The sequence below is a fragment of the Desulfovibrio sp. 86 genome, from assembly GCF_902702915.1.
Lineage (GTDB): Bacteria > Desulfobacterota > Desulfovibrionia > Desulfovibrionales > Desulfovibrionaceae > Desulfovibrio.
This window is the reverse complement of record NZ_LR738849.1, coordinates 1,614,613-1,632,118: the sequence shown is the minus strand read 5'-3', so window position 1 is coordinate 1,632,118 and position 17,506 is coordinate 1,614,613. Positions and strand designations below refer to the sequence as shown.

Below are 17,506 nucleotides of genomic sequence, written 5' to 3'. Positions count from 1 at the left end.
TTTTCGCAGGCAAATCATCCTCAAAACGCGCTATCGTGGAATGCTGCGCTTTGCCCCGGAATCTAATCCCGGCTGTGGTGTTATTCCGCTGCCTGTTCGTTTGTCAGTCCGTTTGCTTGCTCGTTATTAAGGGCAAGGCCAAATTTTTCAAGAAGTACGGCGAGCTCCTCCTTGCTGCTGTAGTTCAGGGCAATGCGTCCGGCGTTTTCGTCACCGCTGATTTTGGCGGGGCAACCCAGAGCAGTGCTGAGGCTTTTTTGCAAGGTCTTGAAAGCGGGGCTTTTTTTGCGCGAAATTCTTTGATTGGCCGGTTTGGGGCCCTGTTTTTCCTGGTGCTGCTCTTCCTGCCAGGGCAGGGTGGAGTGCCCCCGCCAGAACGCGGCAGCCTCCTCAGCTTCGCGCACCGTCAGGTTGTGACTCTGGATGCGCAGGCGCAATGCTTCTGCCGCGTCCTGTGCGTCAATGCCCAGCAGGCAGCGGGCGTGGCCCGCGCTTATGCGACCAGCCTGAAGGTCATCCCTTGCGGCGGAGCTCAGTTGCAGCAGACGCAAGGCATTGGCCACAGCCGGGCGGCTTTTGCCAAGGCGTGCGGCAAGCTCCTCCTGCGTAAGGTCGAGAGCCTCGCGCAAGGCTTGCAGGGCTTCGGCCTCTTCAATGGGGTTGAGATCCTCGCGCTGGAGGTTTTCAATAAGCGCGGCGGCCATTACCTCCTTGTCGCTCAGCTGCCGGATGTACACGGGCACCTGGGCAAGCCCGGCTATCTGCGCAGCCCGCCAGCGCCGCTCGCCCGCAACGATCTGGTAAGTGTCGCCGCCGGGCACTGGACGCACAAGCAGGGGCTGGATTATCCCCTGAGTCTTGATGGAGGCTGCCAGCTCGTTCAGTGCTTGCTCGTCAAAATGCCTGCGGGGCTGACCAGGATTGGGCTGCAGGGCCGTGAGGGGCAGGGTGGAGGTTGCGGTTTCCTGCTGTTGCTGTTGCGGTTCTGATCCGCTGAAAAGCGCGTCCAGTCCTCTTCCCAATCCCTTCTTGTTGCCGCTCATAGTTCACCTCATATGTTCGCGTACCCGGTCTCGCGGGTGCTGTACTCGCAATCAGAAAAAGCCGTAATCACTGCGCTGTCATTCACAGCAGGGCTTTTGACCGTCAGAAAACATCATTGCGTTGCAGTTTGTGGGCGCTGCAGCCCGTTCACGCGTTCTGCCCTGAGGGCGCTGTCCGGGGTGTGTAGTGCTCATCGCACGTTGCTGCTGCCCCGTCTGTGCGCGTGTTCCCGCGCCCATCGTCATTTTGGGCGCGCGTGCGGCATGTGGTCCGCCGCCGCAGGCCTTTTGTTGCGGCCTGTATGGTTGGCCGCCTTGACAAGGCGGTCTGGGCGCGTCACGGTGCTGGCACCCGGCCTGCTGAGCTTTCGGCTTTCGGCCGCATCTCGTGAAACCGCAGGCGCACAATGCTGTTACCTCAAAAAATTCTGCCTGCTGCTGCTCGCAGGCATAAAGGACACGCCAATGTTTGATCATCCTGAACTTCGCTATCTTACTGACGCCAAGGGCAATGTTGAGGCCGTGCAGCTTTCGCTGAAGCTTTGGCAACTGATTGAGCCCAAGGTTGCCGCGCAATTGAAAGCCAGTGAAGCTCCGGCCCCGCTGGTTCAGGCCGAGGGGCCGCTGAAAAGTTTTGAGCAGTTGCAGCAGTTCTGGGACTTCAAGTATCCGTACTCGCCCGCTGTGGACTGCCCCTATTGCGGCGCAAAAACCGCTGACTGGCGTACAGACCCCGCGCAGCCCTTTATTTTGACCAACGCCAATATCGGTGGTCTTCTTGTCTTCCTGTGCAAGGGCTGCGGCACATCTGTCAGGCAGAAGCATTTTCGCGACCATGTGGCGGTTGAGCACAGTACCCCGAAGGGCTAGTACCCGGTATTCGCAACGTCGCGCGCTTACGCAAACCCTCTCTGCATTTGCGCGCTCATTCCGCCTTGTGCATTTCACCTATGGCCCGGCAACGTGTTTGCCCATCAAGTCGGGCCATAGGGCGCTGCTCGTCCGCCGGATCGTTGGCAGTTGCGGCGGACGCCCAAAACCTTGTTGTCAGTCAGAACAGATCAACTTTGAAATGAGAAGCATTTCAAAGTTTTCATTCAGCCGAAAAATGCGATTTGCGCCAAGCATCAGCAGGCTGGTCGCTCTATTAATCAATTGCTGGCTTTGCGGCAGTCGTTGGCGAGTCTACGAGCCTTACGAATGGCGACAGCGATTGCACAGAACAAAATGTATAGTTATTCATACTGTCTTTATCCGTAGCTTCCTTCGTCGTAACGGCTAAAGCTCGGCTGAATCCACGCCACGTTGTGGCGCGCTGCACGAAAGTGCAGCGTTTGAGAATTTACGCTTTTTCAAAGTGAAATTGCTCTATTGCAGCACGGATTTTTTAGAGGGGCGGCGCAGCACCACTTCTTTTGCAAGGCCAAGGTAGGCTTCGGCGCCCTTGGACTTGATGTCATAGTGAATGATGGACTTGCCATGGCTCGGCGCTTCCGACAGCCGCACGTTGCGGGGGATGACCGTTTCAAAAAGATGGTCGGGGAAGCAGCGGCGGACTTCGTTTTTCACTTCCCGTGTGAGCCTGTTGCGGGTGTCATACATGGTAAGTACCACGCCCAGCAGTGAAAGTTCGGGGTTAAGCCTCTTTTTCACCTGCTCATACGTTTGCAAAAGTTTGACGATGCCCTCCAAGGCGAAAAATTCGCACTGCAGCGGAATGAGCAGTTCACGCGATGCGCACAATGCGTTCAGCGTTAAAAGGCCCAGTGAAGGAGGGCAGTCAAGTATAATATATTCGTAGTCTTTTTGTATAGATTTGAGGCATTCATTGAGGTAGAACTCGCGGGCCATCTTGTCTACCAGTTCCAGTTCAACAGCCACAAGGTTTGTGCTGGCCGGCAAAATATCCAAAAAGGGCGAACGGCTTTTAGCTATATTTTGGCGTACCTGCTCAGGTTCATAAAAGGTATTGTACAGGTCGCCGTGCAGTTGTTCCTGTTGCAGGCCAATGCCGCTCGTGCTGTTGGCTTGTGGGTCACAGTCCACCAACAGAACCTTTTTTTCCATAACGGCCAAGGCTGCTGACAGATTGATCGCCGTGGTGGTTTTTCCCACGCCGCCTTTTTGGTTGGCAATGGATATTATGCGAGCCATTGATGCCTCCCGCCCGGATGGGCAGTGGTGTGATTTTGCTTGTTCACCTGTTTCATGAGCTTGGTGAAAAGAGCGGCGCGTTTCAGATTTTTTAACGTTTCACATGAAACATTCATGAAAATCTTGAGGAGGCGCACTTTGATGGTTGTAAAAGAGAGTACAGGCAGCGTCAAGTTGTAAAAAAAAAAATTGCGGCAAATTGTAAAAAAATTAAGAAAATGCATACATGTCTATTGCTCGCGCCACCAGTTCGGCGCTAAAATATACATACACGTAAAGAAAGATATTACTTGGTGGAGCGCGTATGGGGTCAAAAAAAATCCTGCTGGTCGATGATGAAGAGGAAGTGACACGCATTCTGGCTAAACGCCTGAACCGCAGAGGGTACGAGTGCGCCACGGCCGCCAACGGCCAGCTGGCGCTGGATGCCATGCAGCAAGAAGCGTACAGCGTTGTCATAATGGATGTGAAAATGCCGGTTATGGACGGGATGAGCGCATTGCAAAAAATCCATATGCAATGGCCGGAAACGCAGGTTATTCTGCTTTCCGGCCACGCCGACATGCAGTTGGCGGTACAGGCCATGAGCGAGGGGGCTTTTGGCTACCTCATGAAGCCTGTTGACATCGACGAGCTGCTTTTTAAAATAGAAGATGCCGCTACCCAGCGCCGCCTCGAGGCGGAGCAGGGCGGCGTAAACTGATTCGTCCCAAGGGCGTAAGGAATTCGAGTATGAATATGTGGAAAAAAACAGGTTTGGTTGCCCTTGTGGGGCTTGTGGTTTTGGGTGGCCTTATTGCCTGCTCGCCTTGCCGGGCACAAGCCGAGTCCGTGCAGGTCACTGATGAAAATTTGGCGCAGATGCTGGAAAAATTGTTGCAGGAACGCCCTGATCTGGTGATGGACGTGTTGCGAAAAAACAGCGAGGCAGTACTGGACATAGCCCAGCAAGGGTCCAATATGCGCAGGCAGCGCAGCCTTGAAGCGCAGTGGAGCCAGGAGATGAGGACTCCCAAGTCGGTCAAACTTGATGGCCGCCCAGTGCTGGGTTCCAAGAACGCCAAGGTTCGCATCGTGGCCTTTTCAGATTTTACCTGCCACTTTTGCCAGCAGGCGTCAGGCACGGTGAGCGCCATTTTGAAGGAATACGGCAAGGACGTGAGCCTGGTGTTCAAAAACCTGCCTTTGGATGACAAAGGCCCGGCCAGTATCGCGTCAAAGTATTTTCTCGCCATTGCACAACAGAGTGAAGAAAAAGCCTGGAAGTTCCATGACGCCCTGTTTGCAGGTCGCGACAAGCTTGTGACGGATGGCGAGGCTTTTTTGAAAACCACGGCTCAGGATCTTGGCGTGGACATGAAGCGCCTTGCCAAGGATGTGCACAGTAAAAAGGTGTCGGACATCATGGCCGAAGATCAGCAGGACGCGCAAAAGCTCGGCGTGGAAGGCACACCGTATTTTCTCGTCAATGATCTTGTGGTGCGTGGCGCGTTGCCGCCAGATCTCTTCAAGAAAGCCATTGATATGGCCAAGGCCAAGGCTGAGGGCAATTCAGCCAAATAGGCGGAAGCAGCAAAGAACGGCCAGAATTGATTGAGCGCAGCCAGCCCAAGAGCCCGGTTGCCAGGAAGTGTCAAAGGCTCCACATCACGCGGTGTGGAGCCTTTGTTGTCTCCAGTATATACTGACGTTGCCAGGCGTCGTGCCCGCAATATAATCTACATAGCGCCTGGGGGGGCGTGCCGCAACGAGCGGGCATAAAACAGATGCGACCTCGTGCAGCCCTGTTTTGACCATGAGCAAAATAAAAAAGCATACGAGAAGAGAAAGAGCATGAAAATTCTTCCTGTCCGGGCAGAGGATCTGCCAGCCATTCTGGCATTGCAGAAACAGGCGTTTGAAAGTGAGGCCCGGCTAGTGGGTAGTTATGAAATACCGCCCATGACGCAAACTCTCGCTGATCTCGAACAGGAATTTGCTGCACTCGTCATGCTCAAGGCGGTAATGGACGATGGCGAAATTGCGGGAGCAGTGCGGGCCAAAATCGAAAACGCAACCGCCCACGTAGGTCGGCTGATGGTCAAGCCTGGGTTTCAGGGGCAGGGCATTGGCACGCGCTTGCTTGCCGCCATTGAAAAAACGTGCGCGCAAGACCGCTATGAGCTTTTCACCAGCGCGAAAAATCGCCGCAATGTGGCTTTGTATGAAAAAGCCGGGTATTACGCTTTTAAGGAAGTGGAGGTTATGCCCGGCGTGAGGCTTGTCTGGTTGCAAAAGAGCGGTTGCTTTGAAAAGGGCGGGGATTGAAAAGGGGGATTGCGTTATTGCCGCTTGCGTTCAGTGGCGAACTCACCCATTGCGGATATTCCAGGCGCGCATGCGGGCATACCCAGGTTGAAAGCGCGTATTGTGGCGACCAGCGCAGGCATGCAGCATTTGCGTTGAACGGACAAGCAGGTGCAGTGAAAGTATGGTGATGCGGCTGGCTCAGCCTTCGGAACCCGTGGCTGTGCTTTTACTGCGAATCATGCGGCCCATCCATTGCCGCAATTGCTCAAGATCAGCCTGCTGCGTTTTTTCAGAGGAATGCAGCAAAAGACGCAAGGTATCAAGATCCTGACGCAGCTCGGCATTTTGGGTTTCAATGGCGGGCTGGGACGCGCCGGCAGGCAGACGCTCCACAACCAGATGCAGCAATTGCGCAATCCCTTCCAGGGCTGCGGTTTGCCGTTCCATCAACTGCAATGCCGCTGAAGGAAAAAAGTCCTGCGTGGGGGACTGTACGGTCTGTATTGGCTGATGGTCGGCAAAGGTCAGCGCATTGCGGGGAAAGCGCGCCAGCAGAGCATCCTCAACGGCGGCGGCAGTGCGTGATTTCTGCATCTGCTCGAGAATGGCGGCGATGACGTCCAGGGTTTCCCGGCGGTAGCGCCGCCGTCTGCCGTCGCCAACACTGGGGATGAAGGGGGCAAAGCGCTTGCAGTAATAACGGGTGGTGGATTCAGGCAGGGAAAAATGGCGGGATATGTCCGCAATGCTTAACAAGCTTTCGCCAATGGCAGTTTTGCGCGCCATGTGTCCTCCCGGCGGCAGCGTGACGTTGGGATCTTGTTGCTTTATTGCCTGGCGTGCGCAATCAGAATAAAGGGTGGCAGTAATGCCAGGGAAGGGCAGGTTAGATCCGCAACAAGGAAGTTACGCTGCGCATTTTCTCCCGAGTACGTTAAAACAACAATAATGGCAAGCAAGAAACAAAAATTTCCAAGCCTCTAGGGCTGCATTCGCAACACAATTACATTGTCCGCTTTGTAGATTCTCTGGCATAACCGAGCACGATACAAAACCCTTTCTCGCCATTGCTCCCTGAGCACTCTCGCATTGAGAATATCTATTTTAGAGGCAGCTGTTTCCCGCTCCTGAGGGCTTGCCTGAACCGTTGGCGGGAACCGCCTTACGGAGCAGGACAGCATCGCTACGAATGGCGACAGCGCTTGTATGGAACACGCCGTGTCGTTACGCATGCTGTCTTTACCCGTAGCTTCCTGCGTCACAACGCTTGGAGCATCCGTAGTTTCCTATGTCACAACGCTTTAAGCCTGCATCACAACGCCTGAAGCGAGGTTTCCAAGACGCCGCTGCGGAGGCATAAGCGTTGTTTATCTGCGCGGTTAAACGCCGAAGCGGGCGTCTGCTCCCGCATCCGCCAGAGCAATTTCAAAGAGAATTGCTCTAAAGCTCTGTCAGCAATTCTATGCCTGTTCGGCAACACACTAAAATTATTAATCAATTAAAGTGTATTGCCGCAAAAAAAACGCAATGCCATCATGGCAGCGCGGCTGATTCAGAGAAAAATTGGTAAGTTGGCTGGTTGATCTGTTGGGCAGTTTTATACGGGTCAGTGCACGACACGGCGTACAGCAATAAGCTTGCTGCTCCAGTAGGGGATGGACATGCTTTCCATTCGAACTTTTTCGCCTCTGCGCGGGCTGTGAATAAAGCTATTGCCGCCTGCGTAAATGCCGGTATGCAGGCCGCGCGGGCTTGAGCCGGTGCGAAAAACCACAATATCACCGGGGCGGGCCTGGTTTTTTGGCACGGAATACCCTGCGCTGGCCTGGTCCACAGTAATGCGCGGAACCTTGTAGCCGTTTTCTTTGTACACCCACCAGATAAGGCCAGAGCAGTCAAAGCCCTTTTGCGGTGAAGCTCCGCCAGAGCGGTATTTCTTGCCCATCTGGGCATAGGCGGTGCGCACCACCTTGTGCGCGTCCTCTGGCATGGGGCCGTTATCCACCGGACGCGAAAGTCCGCAGCCAGCCAGCAGCAAAAGACTGGCCAGAGCCAGCAAGGCCCAGGGGCTGATGCGTCGTGATGGTGGTGATGTACGTTCCATGGCAAGCCTTTTACACGAATTTGCTGACAGTTCGGGTAAATTTTTGTGTATCCGAGTATTTCGTCAACTGTGGCAAATTTTTCAATTCTGCCAAGGTATTTAGCATAATACATGCCAATTGACTAAGATTATTAAAAAATATCGAAAAAACAGGTGGTAGAAATTCTTTAGAAAAACAACCGTAACAACTCTTCGGCTTTACGAGCAAAAGCGTCTGAATTCCGACGGTAAGCAATTGGTCCTGATTTCCCCGCCCGCCCTTAGCACGTTTGCCTCGGCACTTTTGCCTGGAGCCAGAAAACACAGTGCCCAACACAACAGGACAATAAAGGTTTTAGGGGGTGGGGGCGTGGGGGAGGAGACCCTTTTGCAAAAGGGTCCCTCCCCCACACAGCAAAGCAAAAAAATGCCTGACAGCCATACTCCCCGCACCGCTATGCCATTATTTCCCGTCCGGCTCCGGAAGCAGGGAAAGGGGGCGCGCCTGCGTCTCTTTGTGAACCGCAAGGGCGCTTTGACGGCAGAACTGGCGTATTTGTTCCAGAAAAGGCGAAGGCGGCAGGGCGAGGCTTTTGCCGTACAGTGTGCGCCGGGCACTGTGGCTCACAAAAAGCGCCCGCGCGGCCCGTGTGAGGGCCACATACAGCAGGCGGCGTTCTTCATCTTCATCCGATTGCTGCGCCGTCGGCGCAGAAGGCGCAGAGCGCGTCTGGCCGTCGGATGCCGCGTTGCCGTTGCTCCCGGCGCCAAAGAGACGGTCCTTACGCAAGGGCAAAAGGCCGTCTTCAAGGCCAGGCAGAAATACGGCCTGAAATTCAAGACCCTTGGAAGCGTGCATGGTCATGATCTGCACATGCTCCGCCTTGCCGCGCACCAGTTCCGCTTCCTGAAGCCAGCCGAGATGGGCCAGAAAATCCGGCCAGTTGCCAAGCGTTTTCCATATGCGCTTGAGTTCACGCCAGGCGCGGCCTGCCACAAGGGGGTCGCCAGCCCAGGACTGCTGTTTGAGCCAGGGTTCCAGAGCTTCGGGGGCGGGCAGTGAAGAACCGGCAACAAAAGGCGTTGCGGGCAGCAGGGGCAATCCGGCCATGCCAGCCGTGCCTGTTGAAGCAGTAGCAGCAGTAGCAACAGCGCCAGCTCCTGCATTGGCTGGCGCATCATGCTGTCCGTCCGCGCCTGCAAGGCTCTGGGCCAGTGGGTCGAATCCGCAGTGGGTCGCAGCCATGGCCAGCAGTCGTGCGCAGGCCGCGTCCTGCCAAAAAGCGTCTTCGGCCGGGGCGGCGCAGGGAATGCCCGCTTGTTCGAGTGCGGCACGCAAGGGTGCGATCTGCGCCCGCAGGCGTACCAGCACGGCAATGTCGCCGGGAGCGAGCGTACCATCCAGTTCGTGCGCTTCAGCGCTGCTCAGGTGCTGGTCAAGCAGGGTGTGGGCCGTTGCGCCGAGCAGGGCCTGAACGCGGCGCGTGATCCAGCGAAGCTCGGCCTGCTGGTCCGGGGACGAAAAAAGACGCAACTGGGCGCTGAGCTGCCGCGCCGCCGTGAGCGGTCCGCACTGTCCCTTGTGGTGCAGCAGACTGCGCGCCATGTTCAGCACGTCCTGGCTGGAGCGAAAGCTGCGGCCAAGACAAAGGACCGACAACTCCGGCCAGACGGCACGCAGGCTGCCTTCGCTCTGCCCCGATACGCCTCGAAAGCCGTAGATGGCCTGATCAGGGTCGCCAATGCCGAAAAAGCCCTTGCCGTCACCGGGCAGCAGGCGGCGGATGATAGCCAGCTGCACGGGCGAAAGGTCCTGCACCTCGTCCACAAGCACATGCTGCGGCAGTTGATCCGGGGGCATGGCAGCCACATGTTCCAGCCACCAGTCAAGAAGGTCAGCATAGTCAACATAGAGCAGACCCGGGCGCTCTGATTTGCGGCGGGCATACTGGGCTGCAGCCTGTGCGACGGACGGGTCGTCCAGAGAGCGCTGGCATTCGCGCGCCAGAGTGAGCTGACGCCAGAGTTCTGACGCCTGTCGGGCGGCAAGCTGAGGATTGGCTGCCCTGAACAGCTGCTGCGCCGCGTCGTCGCCGAGCAACATGCATTCACGCCCCTGCGACTGCATGGCCGCACGCATGCGGCCCCAGGCAATGCCGTGCATGGTGTCGCAGCAGGGCAGGTCGCGCATATGGGGCAGGGCGACGGCCAGGCGCTGCCGCATTTCATTGGCCGCGCGCCGTGTAAACGTCACCGCCAGCAGCTTGTGGGACGGAATGCCCTGATCCAGCAAATGCTGCATGCGGCCAATGAGCACGCGGGTTTTGCCCGCACCGGGGCCAGCCTGCACAAGCACCGGGCCGGGCCCGGCCGTGAGGGCAGCCTGTTGCTCAGAGCTGAAGCTGACTGAAGTCGGCTGCGGGGGCTGCTTTTCATCCAGCTTGGCAGGACTCCTGGAGGGCCGTTCTTTCATGAGATCCAGCATGGAGACAGAAGACGCCTTTTTCTGGCGTACCTTGACGTCGGCCGCCGTGTCCGCGGCTGCGTCAGCGCCGGAAGCCTTGCGCGGCCTGCCCGGTTTGAGCCCCGGCAAGGAACCACGGCCCGCTCCACGGATGTCGGCCAGTTCCTCAGGCGTGAACACGCGCACAACACCGTACTCGCCGTCATAGCCACCCTGGCGGAAAACCTGACCGCGCCGCATGCGGGACACGGCTTCGCCCAGGGGTTCCCAATGGGCGCGCACCTCAGCTTCGGGCATACGGCAGAGGATATCCAGTTCCGGTCCCAGCTCGCGCAGCAGTTTGCCGTACCGCTCCTGAACCTTGCGTGAGGTAACGCCCGCGCCCACAATTTCGCCCACCACCTCGGCCAAAGGAATAAGCGGGCGCGCTTCTGGCTCCAGAGTGAGGCGCGCGGGTTCCTCGCGGTCAGCCAGTTCCCACACGCGGTGCAGCACGCCGACGGTTAGCGGTTTGCCGCAAACAGGGCAGATGTTGCCAAGGGCGCGAGATTCGCGCGGTTCCAGCACCACATTGCAGGCCCGGTGGCCGTCCAGATGGTACTTGCCCTCGTCGGGGTAGAATTCCATTGTGCCAAGAAAGCGGCAGTCGAGGCCGTCCTGCGGCTGACGGCGCGCCGCCGCCCGCAGGGCCGCGAACATGCCCGCGTATGAGGGCCGCCCGTCAAAAAGATTGGCTTCGCGGCCAAGGTTGGCCCCCGAATGGGCGTCGGAGTTGGAGACAAGCGCGTAGCCGTCAAGCTGGCTCACAAGGCGGTTCATGTCAGGATCAGAAGAAAGGCCCGTCTCAAGGGCGAAGATGTGTTCGGAAAGATCGCCGTAGCAGTCGGTGAGACGGTCAAAGCCGGATTTGGACCCGAAAAGCGCGAACCAGGGCGTCCACACGTGGGCCGGGATCATGACCGCATCTTCGGCGCATTCCAGCATGATTTCGAGCAAATCGCGCGAATCGAGGCCAAGGATGGGCCGCCCGTCGGAATGCAGGTTGCCGATCTGCTCAAGGCGTTGCGAGAGCTTTGCCGCGTCCTCCAGGGTGCGCATGAAGATGAGATTGTGCACCTTGCGCACCTTGCCGTGGCGCTTGTAAATGGAGCTTATCTGTAGTAGTTCAGACTTGATCTGACAGTCGGTTCCGTTTTGATGGTTCCGATTGTCAGGTTAGTTGAGTTGTCCGACCTTTTCCTTCCAGATCTGTTTTCCGTCAAGGAGTGTTTGCAATGGCGTTCTGCCGCAACACTTTTTCCCTTGATGTGTCCTTTCGATGTTGTAATGTTCCATCCAGACATCCAGATCGGCCTGCAGTTCCTCCAGAGAGTTATACAGTTTCCGCCGGAAGGCAACCTGGTAAAACTCGTGCAGGATGGTCTTGTGGAAACGTTCGCAGATGCCGTTTGTCTGCGGATGCCGCGCCTTGGCCTTGGTGTGTTCTATGTTGTTTATGCCCAGATAAAGCTGGTAGTCATGCGTTTCCAGTCTGCCGCAGTACTCTGTGCCCCTGTCCGTCAGCATGCGGATAATGCCCATTTCCATTGAAGTGAAGAATGGCAAAACCCGGTCATTGAGCAGGTCGGCTCCGGTGATGGGTGTTTTGGTAGTGTAGAGCTTGGCAGCCGCCCACTTAGAGTAGGTATCCACAAAGGTTTGCTGATAAATACGGCCGACGCCCTTGATGGTGCCGACGTAAAATGTGTCCTGACTGCCGAGATATCCGGGATGATGGCTTTCTATTTCGCCGCAAGCCTCATCGTCGTGTTTTTTACGCTCCAGAGCTTGTACCTGGGCTTCGGTGAGCACAATGCCCTCTTCAGCGGACTTCTTCTCCAGGGCGTTCAGGCGCTGCTTCATTGAGGCCAGGTCATGGCGCAACCAGATGGAACGCACCCCTGACGGCGACACAAATACGCCGGTTTTGCGCAGTTCGTTGCTGGCCCGCACTTGCCCATGAGCAGGGAAGGCTATCGCAAAATCCAACACCGCCAGTTCCGTGGCCTCTTCCACGCGATTTTTCAGGTTGGGCTTTTTGCGGCTGACCTCAAACAGCGCTTCAACGCCTCCGGCGTCTCGTGCTGTTTGATACCGGTAGAAGGTATCTCTGGAAAAGCCCATGATGCGGCAGGCTCTGGAGACATTGCCGAGTTCGGCAGCAAGGTTGAGAAGTCCGGTCTTGTGTTTGATGACGTTTTGATTGAAACTTTCCATGGGGAAACTCCGTGGGCGCTGTGCCCGGTTGATGGTACGTTTACACTTCCATCAAAACGGAGTTCCCCTCGCTTTTCAAGGGACAACTGTCAGATCAAATCGCGACTACTTCAGCTTATCTCTGTCTGCAGCATAAAGAGCGGGCCTTGCGCGTCGCCGTCCCGCATGGCGCCCCCGGCCATGACATCAAGCTGCTCCGGTTCGCCCTTGAGGCGGTAGAGGCCGCTGGCTTCGTCAAGCGCAAGCTGCTCGCCAAGCTCGGCGCGCCATTGCGGATGCGTAAAGTCGCCCGTGCCCAGGACGCTTATGCCCTTGCAGCGCGCCCATGCGGCCAGATGACGGGCGTTGAGCGCCTTGCTGGTGGCGCGGGAAAAACGGGAATGGATATGCAGGTCGGCTATGAAGTTCATACGCGGCTCTTTGTCTTGGTGCGGTGAAAAGCGTTGTCGGCAGTGGAGGGGGAAACTGCGGCGGCAGTGTGGTCAGCGTCTGCGACGCCAAGCCAGGGGCAGAAGGTCAGGGCCGCAGCAGACCAGAGAGGCCCTCCGGCGCACGGCCTGCTGCCACAGGGCTTACTGTCGCAAAGTGCGTTGCTGCGTGGCTCAAAGCTGCATGGCGCGTTGTCGCCTAATACATTGATTTCGGCCACATTGGTTCCGGGCGCGCTGGTTTTGGGCGCGTTGGTTTCGGGCGCATCGTGCAAAATCAGCGGCGTTTCCAGCACAGTGTCGTGGGCGGCGTTTTTTCGGGCCTCCACAAGTACGCGCAGGGCTGGTCCACCCCTGTGGCTCTGCACAGGCAGGATGCGCCTGACGCCGAGCCTGACGGCATTCAGGGCCACACACAGACGTGGCAGTGCCTGGGCGTCGTAGATGCAGAAAAAACGGCCCTGATGGCGCAGGAGCGTGGCCGCAGCCCTGCAAAAGGTATCGAGGGCCGAAGTGCGGCTGTCAGCGTCTGTAGACGTGCGCAGGGCGCGTTCTCGCATATGCCTTGGGGAGGAGCGGCCACCCCTGTCGTAGGGGGGATTGGCCAGAACCGCGTCCAGCTTGTTGCTGGCAGGCTGAATTACACCCCGGTGTTGCTCCATGCCCGCCTTATGGCGGGACGGACTGGCTGCCCTTGGCTCCATTGTGTCTGACAGTTGAGCAGGAACACACAAGGCTGACAGTGCTGCTCCATCCGCAAGATCAAGCTCGACAAAATGCAGATGGTTCGACAAGCCGAGCCGTGCGGCATTACCCTCTGCAGCCTTGACCAGCGGTTGTTCACGCTCAAGCCCCAGGCCGCATACGTGCGGGCGCATCATGGCAAGGCCCAGCAGGGCGGCCCCGCAGCCGCAGCCCAGTTCGGCCACAAGGGTGGGGCCAGGGTTTGCCGCGTCAGGCCTGGGCTTTTCCGGGTGTTTGTCCGGCTCGCGCTTGTCCGGCTCGCGCTTATCCGGCCCAGGCTTTTCCGGCGGCAGGTGACGCGCGGCAAAAGCGGCCAGCAAAAGGGCGTCCGCGCCAAAGCGCAGGCTGCCCTCGGGCTGCTCCAGCCCGCGCGGAAAGCGCTGCCGCGCTTCGATGATATGCTGAGACAGGGGTTCCTGCATGGCCAATCACACATCCGCAAGCCCGGTCCCCCGCGCATGCTCATGGCGCGAAAATACTTATGGGTTGCGGGAATCTTTGCTCTCTGCCGTAGTTCTGTTCAGGACAAAAATAAAGCCGATCGGTACGCATACTGTACCGCGCCTGAAATAAGAGCGCAAAGGCATGGCGTACAGACCGTCTGCACGCCATGCCCCGCAATATCACTTGACCGCACTACGCCCTGACGGGACGGCAGCGCGGAATGCGCCACGCCGCTACAGCAGTGCGCCGTCCCAGTTAAAGAGACTCTCGCGCTTCATTTCGGGCAGACTGGCAGGCGGATTCTCCAACAGATGGGCAAAGAAGCCGTATCCGGCCGCAGCCATTTCCTGCCGCTTGGCGGTAAGATCCATAGGCCAGCCAGGATATATCCAGATATTGCCGCCATACTGCCGCGCCCAGAAAGGCTCGCCCATGGGGCTCAAAAAGGGTTCATTGGGTTTGACGCCCAAAAGGCCGAAGCGGCTGATGCCCACGGGCCAGAAACCGGAAATCACCGCTCCGAGGGGCAGGGGACTCTGCTTGGGCAGGGCGAGCATCTCCTCACGGGGCAGTTCAGGGCTGACAAAGGCCCCGGTAAAGCCCATGCGCGCCAATACGCCCAGCGCCGAAGCATTGGCCGCATTGCAGAAGGGGCCCACAAGCAGGTCGGCGTCCTCGTCCAGAGCGTCGGGGAACATGCCGCGCTGCCATGGTTCATTGCAGACAAAGTGTCGTGCGCCGTCACGCCAGAGGCGGCTGATGCTGCGGCTCAAGGCTTCCTCATCGCCGGGCCACACCACGGGCGGAAGCCACCAGCAGATGCGCGAAACCATTGTGCGCGAGATGTCTGCGCTGCGGGGCGACAACCAGAGCGCCTGCAACTGGTTTTTGCCGCCGCGCATTTCCTTGCCCTGCGGGATGGTGGAGCGAACGAACATGTCTGGCCGGGGCCGGGCCTTCACAGGCGCTGGCATGCGCGGGCTGGACTCCACAGCCTTGCTCTGGCGGCCCGGAAGCTGGTCAAGACGCGCCTGCCAGCCTTTGAGAATGCGCATCAGTTCCGGTTCGCGCCTGTCGATAAGAAATACCGACGTGCCCGCCTTGGGCGTCTTGTGCTTGGGCAGACGGATAATGAGGCTGCCGCCCTTGGGAATGCGCCGCGTTACGGGCAGGGTGGCGTGCCAGCGTTCGTCTTCGATCCCGACGCGCAAATAGTCCTGCGGCAGCAGCTCAAGATGCGGTTTCAGCACCACGCTGCCGTCCTGCTCAATGCGGATCTTGCCCGCCATAAGGCCGGAACTGGTCTGGCCCTCGGGGGAGGTGGGGATATTGTCCTTCTGCGGCAAAAACCGCGCGCGCGTGGCGGGGCGGCCCAGCGCCATCTGCAAAATTTCCTCGGCGGTCTTGCGCGCCTTGGGGTCCCCGGGATTGTCACGCAGCATGCGGTAGGCCGTCACCACATGATAGACGTAGTGCGGCCCTTTTTTGCGGCCCTCGATTTTCCACGAGACAAGGTGGGGGATGTCCAGCAGGGTTTTGGCCAGCACGTCCAGCGAAAGGTCGAGACAGGAGAACCAGCGGCCGCTGTGTTCCTTGCGGCCCGGCGAGCGCAACGCCCCCTGCCTGCTGGAACGGCGGCCCTGGGCAAAGGCTGTTGCCTCGTTGCGGCTGCGGAACTGGCTGTCGCGCCCGTCACGTCCGTCACGCCCGTCACGGCCATCGCGACTGTCGCGGCCGGAGCCGCCCCTGCGGTCTTTGCGGGCAATATCCATGCGCGACTGTTCCTGACGCGCGCGGTCCATCTCTTCACGTTCCGCATTGCGGACAAGAGCCTGGGCAGCCGGGCCGCCCTGACGGTACACCCTGCGGCAGGGCTGCACGCAGCGGCCGCGCAGGCCGCTTTTGCCGCCCATATAGCTGGACCAGTAGCAGCGCCCTGAAACGCAGTAGCACAGCGCGCCGTGGATGAAGAGTTCAAGGTCAAGCCCCTCGGGGCAGGCCTCGCCCATGAGGCGGATTTCATCAATGGAAAGTTCGCGCGGCAGAATCACGCGGTTGGCCCCGAGTTTTTTCGCTTCCACAAGAGCGCCGGGGTGCGTGACGTTGGCCAGGGTGGAAAGGGACAGCTCGCCCGCAAACCCGGCCTGACGCGCCAGATCAAGCATGGCGAGATCCTGCACGATGATTCCGTCCACGCGGGCCTGGGTGGTCAGGCGCGAGATCAGGCGGTAGGCGGCGGCGGGCTCGTCGGGCTTGATGAGGGTGTTCATGGCCACATACACGCGGGCGCTTTCCGCATGGGCCAGGTCAGTGAGGCGCGAAAGTTCGGTCAGCCCGAAGTTTTCCGCCTGCATTCTGGCCGAAAAATGCTTGAGGCCCAGATAGATGGCGTCCGCCCCTGCGGCAAGGGCCGCCAGAAAGGAGGGAGTGTCGCCTGCGGGCGCGAGAATTTCGGGCCGGGCCGGAGTGGGGGCGTCAGTCATGATGGGAGTGTCGTTCATACGTTGTAATACTCTTTATACCATTCCACAAAACGGGTTATGCCTTCACGCAGGGGCGTCGCGGGCGAAAAACCGGTCAGGGCGGAGAGGTCGTTTATGTCGGCCCAGGTGGCCTGTACGTCGCCGGGCTGCATGGGCAGCATCTCCTTGCGCGCCTTCATGCCCAGGGCGTCTTCAAGGGTGGCGATGAAATCATTGAGTTCCACAGTGTGATTGTTGCCGATGTTGTATATGCGCCAGGGCGCGGAACTGGTCGCCGCATCGGGGGCGGCGGGGTCAAAGGACGGGTCCGGGCCGGGGGCCAGGGGCAGCAGGCGTACAACGCCTTCCACTATGTCGTCAATATAGGTGAAGTCGCGCCGCATATGCCCCTGGTTGAAAACCTTGATGGGTTCACCGCGCACAATGGCTGTGGTAAAAAGGTGCAGGGCCATGTCGGGCCGCCCCCACGGGCCGTAGACGGTGAAAAACCGCAGGCCGGTACAGGGGATGCCGTATAAATGGCTGTAGGCGTGCGCCATGAGCTCGTTGCTTTTCTTGGTGGCGGCGTAGAGGCTGACGGGGTGGTCCACATTGTGCCGCACGGAATAGGGCTGGGCAGTGTTGAGGCCGTAGACCGAGGATGACGAGGCAAAGAGCAGGTGCCCGACCTTGTTCTGACGGCAACCTTCAAGAATGTGCCCAAAGCCCACAAGGTTGGCGCTCAGGTAGGATTCGGGATTGATCAGGCTGTAGCGCACGCCCGCCTGGCCGGCCAAATTTACCACATGGCTGAAGCCCTCGCGGGCAAACAGCGCGGCCATTTTGGGCCCGTCAGCTATATCGAGAAGTTCAAAACGAAAGTTCCCGGCCTGCGGCAAGGCGGCCAGTTGGGTCAGACGATCTTTTTTCAGCTGCACGTCATAATAATCATTGCAGTTGTCAATGCCCACAACGCTGTGCCCCTGGGCCAGCAGGCGCGCGGTCAGATGATATCCTATGAATCCTGCCGCGCCAGTAACCAGAACGTGCATACACCACTCCTGAAGTTGTCTGCGGACAAAGTAAGACAGATGCCGCCTGTGGGCAAGCAGGGGACGCGCGGACAGGCGCTTTTAGGC

Annotated in this window: 13 protein-coding genes and 1 pseudogene; 4 read left to right on the top strand and 10 right to left on the bottom strand. The window is 58.5% G+C overall.

The features are described 5' to 3' along the window. Positions 1 to 80 precede the first annotated feature (80 nt). Entirely contained in the window at positions 81 to 1,043 is a 963-nt protein-coding gene (locus DESU86_RS06850; RefSeq protein ID WP_179980375.1) for a ParB/RepB/Spo0J family partition protein, read from the bottom strand. A gap of 465 nt (positions 1,044 to 1,508) precedes the next feature. Here DESU86_RS06850 and DESU86_RS06845 point away from each other — a divergent pair, with 465 nt between their 5' ends. Continuing rightward, on the top strand, positions 1,509 to 1,913 hold the full coding sequence (locus tag DESU86_RS06845; RefSeq protein WP_179980374.1) for a hypothetical protein: 405 nt from the start codon (positions 1,509 to 1,511) through the stop codon (positions 1,911 to 1,913). Between the two features lie 498 nt (positions 1,914 to 2,411). Here the strand turns inward: DESU86_RS06845 and DESU86_RS06840 are convergent, their stop codons facing one another. Then, positions 2,412 to 3,197, bottom strand: a complete 786-nt coding sequence (locus DESU86_RS06840) for a ParA family protein (RefSeq protein ID WP_179980373.1) — start codon at positions 3,195 to 3,197, stop codon at positions 2,412 to 2,414. A 304-nt stretch (positions 3,198 to 3,501) separates the two neighbouring features. Between DESU86_RS06840 and DESU86_RS06835 the strand changes: the two genes are divergently transcribed. From DESU86_RS06835 to DESU86_RS06825, 3 genes are all read left to right on the top strand, one after another. Then, on the top strand, positions 3,502 to 3,900 hold the full coding sequence (locus tag DESU86_RS06835) for a response regulator (protein WP_179980372.1): 399 nt from the start codon (positions 3,502 to 3,504) through the stop codon (positions 3,898 to 3,900). A 29-nt stretch (positions 3,901 to 3,929) separates the two neighbouring features. Further along, positions 3,930 to 4,760, top strand: a complete 831-nt coding sequence (locus DESU86_RS06830) for a DsbA family protein (protein ID WP_179980371.1) — start codon at positions 3,930 to 3,932, stop codon at positions 4,758 to 4,760. 270 nt (positions 4,761 to 5,030) lie between these two features. After that, the gene (locus tag DESU86_RS06825; protein WP_179980370.1) at positions 5,031 to 5,504 is read left to right on the top strand and encodes a GNAT family N-acetyltransferase; all 474 of its coding nucleotides are present in this window, start codon (positions 5,031 to 5,033) and stop codon (positions 5,502 to 5,504) included. Between the two features lie 180 nt (positions 5,505 to 5,684). Here the strand turns inward: DESU86_RS06825 and DESU86_RS06820 are convergent, their stop codons facing one another. The 8 genes and pseudogenes from DESU86_RS06820 to DESU86_RS06785 form a co-directional block, all read right to left on the bottom strand. Next, entirely contained in the window at positions 5,685 to 6,272 is a 588-nt protein-coding gene (locus tag DESU86_RS06820) for a MerR family transcriptional regulator (protein ID WP_179980369.1), read from the bottom strand. An 820-nt stretch (positions 6,273 to 7,092) separates the two neighbouring features. Then, positions 7,093 to 7,590 carry a C40 family peptidase gene (locus DESU86_RS06815; RefSeq protein ID WP_179980368.1) on the bottom strand — a complete coding sequence of 166 codons (498 nt, stop codon included), beginning with the start codon at positions 7,588 to 7,590 and terminating at the stop codon, positions 7,093 to 7,095. Positions 7,591 to 8,032: 442 nt separating this feature from the next. After that, positions 8,033 to 11,131, bottom strand: a complete 3,099-nt coding sequence (locus DESU86_RS06810) for a UvrD-helicase domain-containing protein (protein WP_179981745.1) — start codon at positions 11,129 to 11,131, stop codon at positions 8,033 to 8,035. Between the two features lie 117 nt (positions 11,132 to 11,248). Next, complete coding sequence (locus tag DESU86_RS06805) at positions 11,249 to 12,289, bottom strand: IS481 family transposase (RefSeq protein ID WP_072312028.1); 1,041 nt, start codon at positions 12,287 to 12,289, stop codon at positions 11,249 to 11,251. A gap of 113 nt (positions 12,290 to 12,402) precedes the next feature. Further along, positions 12,403 to 12,699 (bottom strand): annotated as a pseudogene (locus tag DESU86_RS06800) (hypothetical protein); the annotation flags it as partial. Next, entirely contained in the window at positions 12,696 to 13,883 is a 1,188-nt protein-coding gene (locus tag DESU86_RS06795) for a hypothetical protein (protein WP_179980366.1), read from the bottom strand. The pseudogene DESU86_RS06800 and the gene DESU86_RS06795, both read right to left, overlap by 4 nt. Positions 13,884 to 14,138: 255 nt before the next feature. After that, entirely contained in the window at positions 14,139 to 16,406 is a 2,268-nt protein-coding gene (locus DESU86_RS06790; protein WP_179980365.1) for a peptidase U32 family protein, read from the bottom strand. Further along, positions 16,403 to 17,419 (bottom strand): NAD-dependent epimerase, encoded by a 1,017-nt coding sequence (locus DESU86_RS06785; protein ID WP_179980364.1) that lies wholly within the window; start codon positions 17,417 to 17,419, stop codon positions 16,403 to 16,405. The genes DESU86_RS06790 and DESU86_RS06785 overlap by 4 nt, the downstream gene beginning before the upstream one ends. Positions 17,420 to 17,506: the final 87 nt, after the last annotated feature.

Excerpts from the sequence above, each read along its gene's own strand:
- DESU86_RS06850 (WP_179980375.1), bottom strand. The coding sequence starts at position 1,043 with ATGAGCGGCAACAAGAAGGGATTGGGAAGAGGACTGGACGCGCTTTTC.
- DESU86_RS06845 (WP_179980374.1), top strand. The coding sequence starts at position 1,509 with ATGTTTGATCATCCTGAACTTCGCTATCTTACTGACGCCAAGGGCAAT.
- DESU86_RS06840 (WP_179980373.1), bottom strand. The coding sequence starts at position 3,197 with ATGGCTCGCATAATATCCATTGCCAACCAAAAAGGCGGCGTGGGAAAA.
- DESU86_RS06835 (WP_179980372.1), top strand. The coding sequence starts at position 3,502 with ATGGGGTCAAAAAAAATCCTGCTGGTCGATGATGAAGAGGAAGTGACA.
- DESU86_RS06830 (WP_179980371.1), top strand. The coding sequence starts at position 3,930 with ATGAATATGTGGAAAAAAACAGGTTTGGTTGCCCTTGTGGGGCTTGTG.
- DESU86_RS06825 (WP_179980370.1), top strand. The coding sequence starts at position 5,031 with ATGAAAATTCTTCCTGTCCGGGCAGAGGATCTGCCAGCCATTCTGGCA.
- DESU86_RS06820 (WP_179980369.1), bottom strand. The coding sequence starts at position 6,272 with ATGGCGCGCAAAACTGCCATTGGCGAAAGCTTGTTAAGCATTGCGGAC.
- DESU86_RS06815 (WP_179980368.1), bottom strand. The coding sequence starts at position 7,590 with ATGGAACGTACATCACCACCATCACGACGCATCAGCCCCTGGGCCTTG.
- DESU86_RS06810 (WP_179981745.1), bottom strand. The coding sequence starts at position 11,131 with ATGCGCACCCTGGAGGACGCGGCAAAGCTCTCGCAACGCCTTGAGCAG.
- DESU86_RS06805 (WP_072312028.1), bottom strand. The coding sequence starts at position 12,289 with ATGGAAAGTTTCAATCAAAACGTCATCAAACACAAGACCGGACTTCTC.
- DESU86_RS06795 (WP_179980366.1), bottom strand. The coding sequence starts at position 13,883 with ATGCAGGAACCCCTGTCTCAGCATATCATCGAAGCGCGGCAGCGCTTT.
- DESU86_RS06790 (WP_179980365.1), bottom strand. The coding sequence starts at position 16,406 with ATGAACGACACTCCCATCATGACTGACGCCCCCACTCCGGCCCGGCCC.
- DESU86_RS06785 (WP_179980364.1), bottom strand. The coding sequence starts at position 17,419 with ATGCACGTTCTGGTTACTGGCGCGGCAGGATTCATAGGATATCATCTG.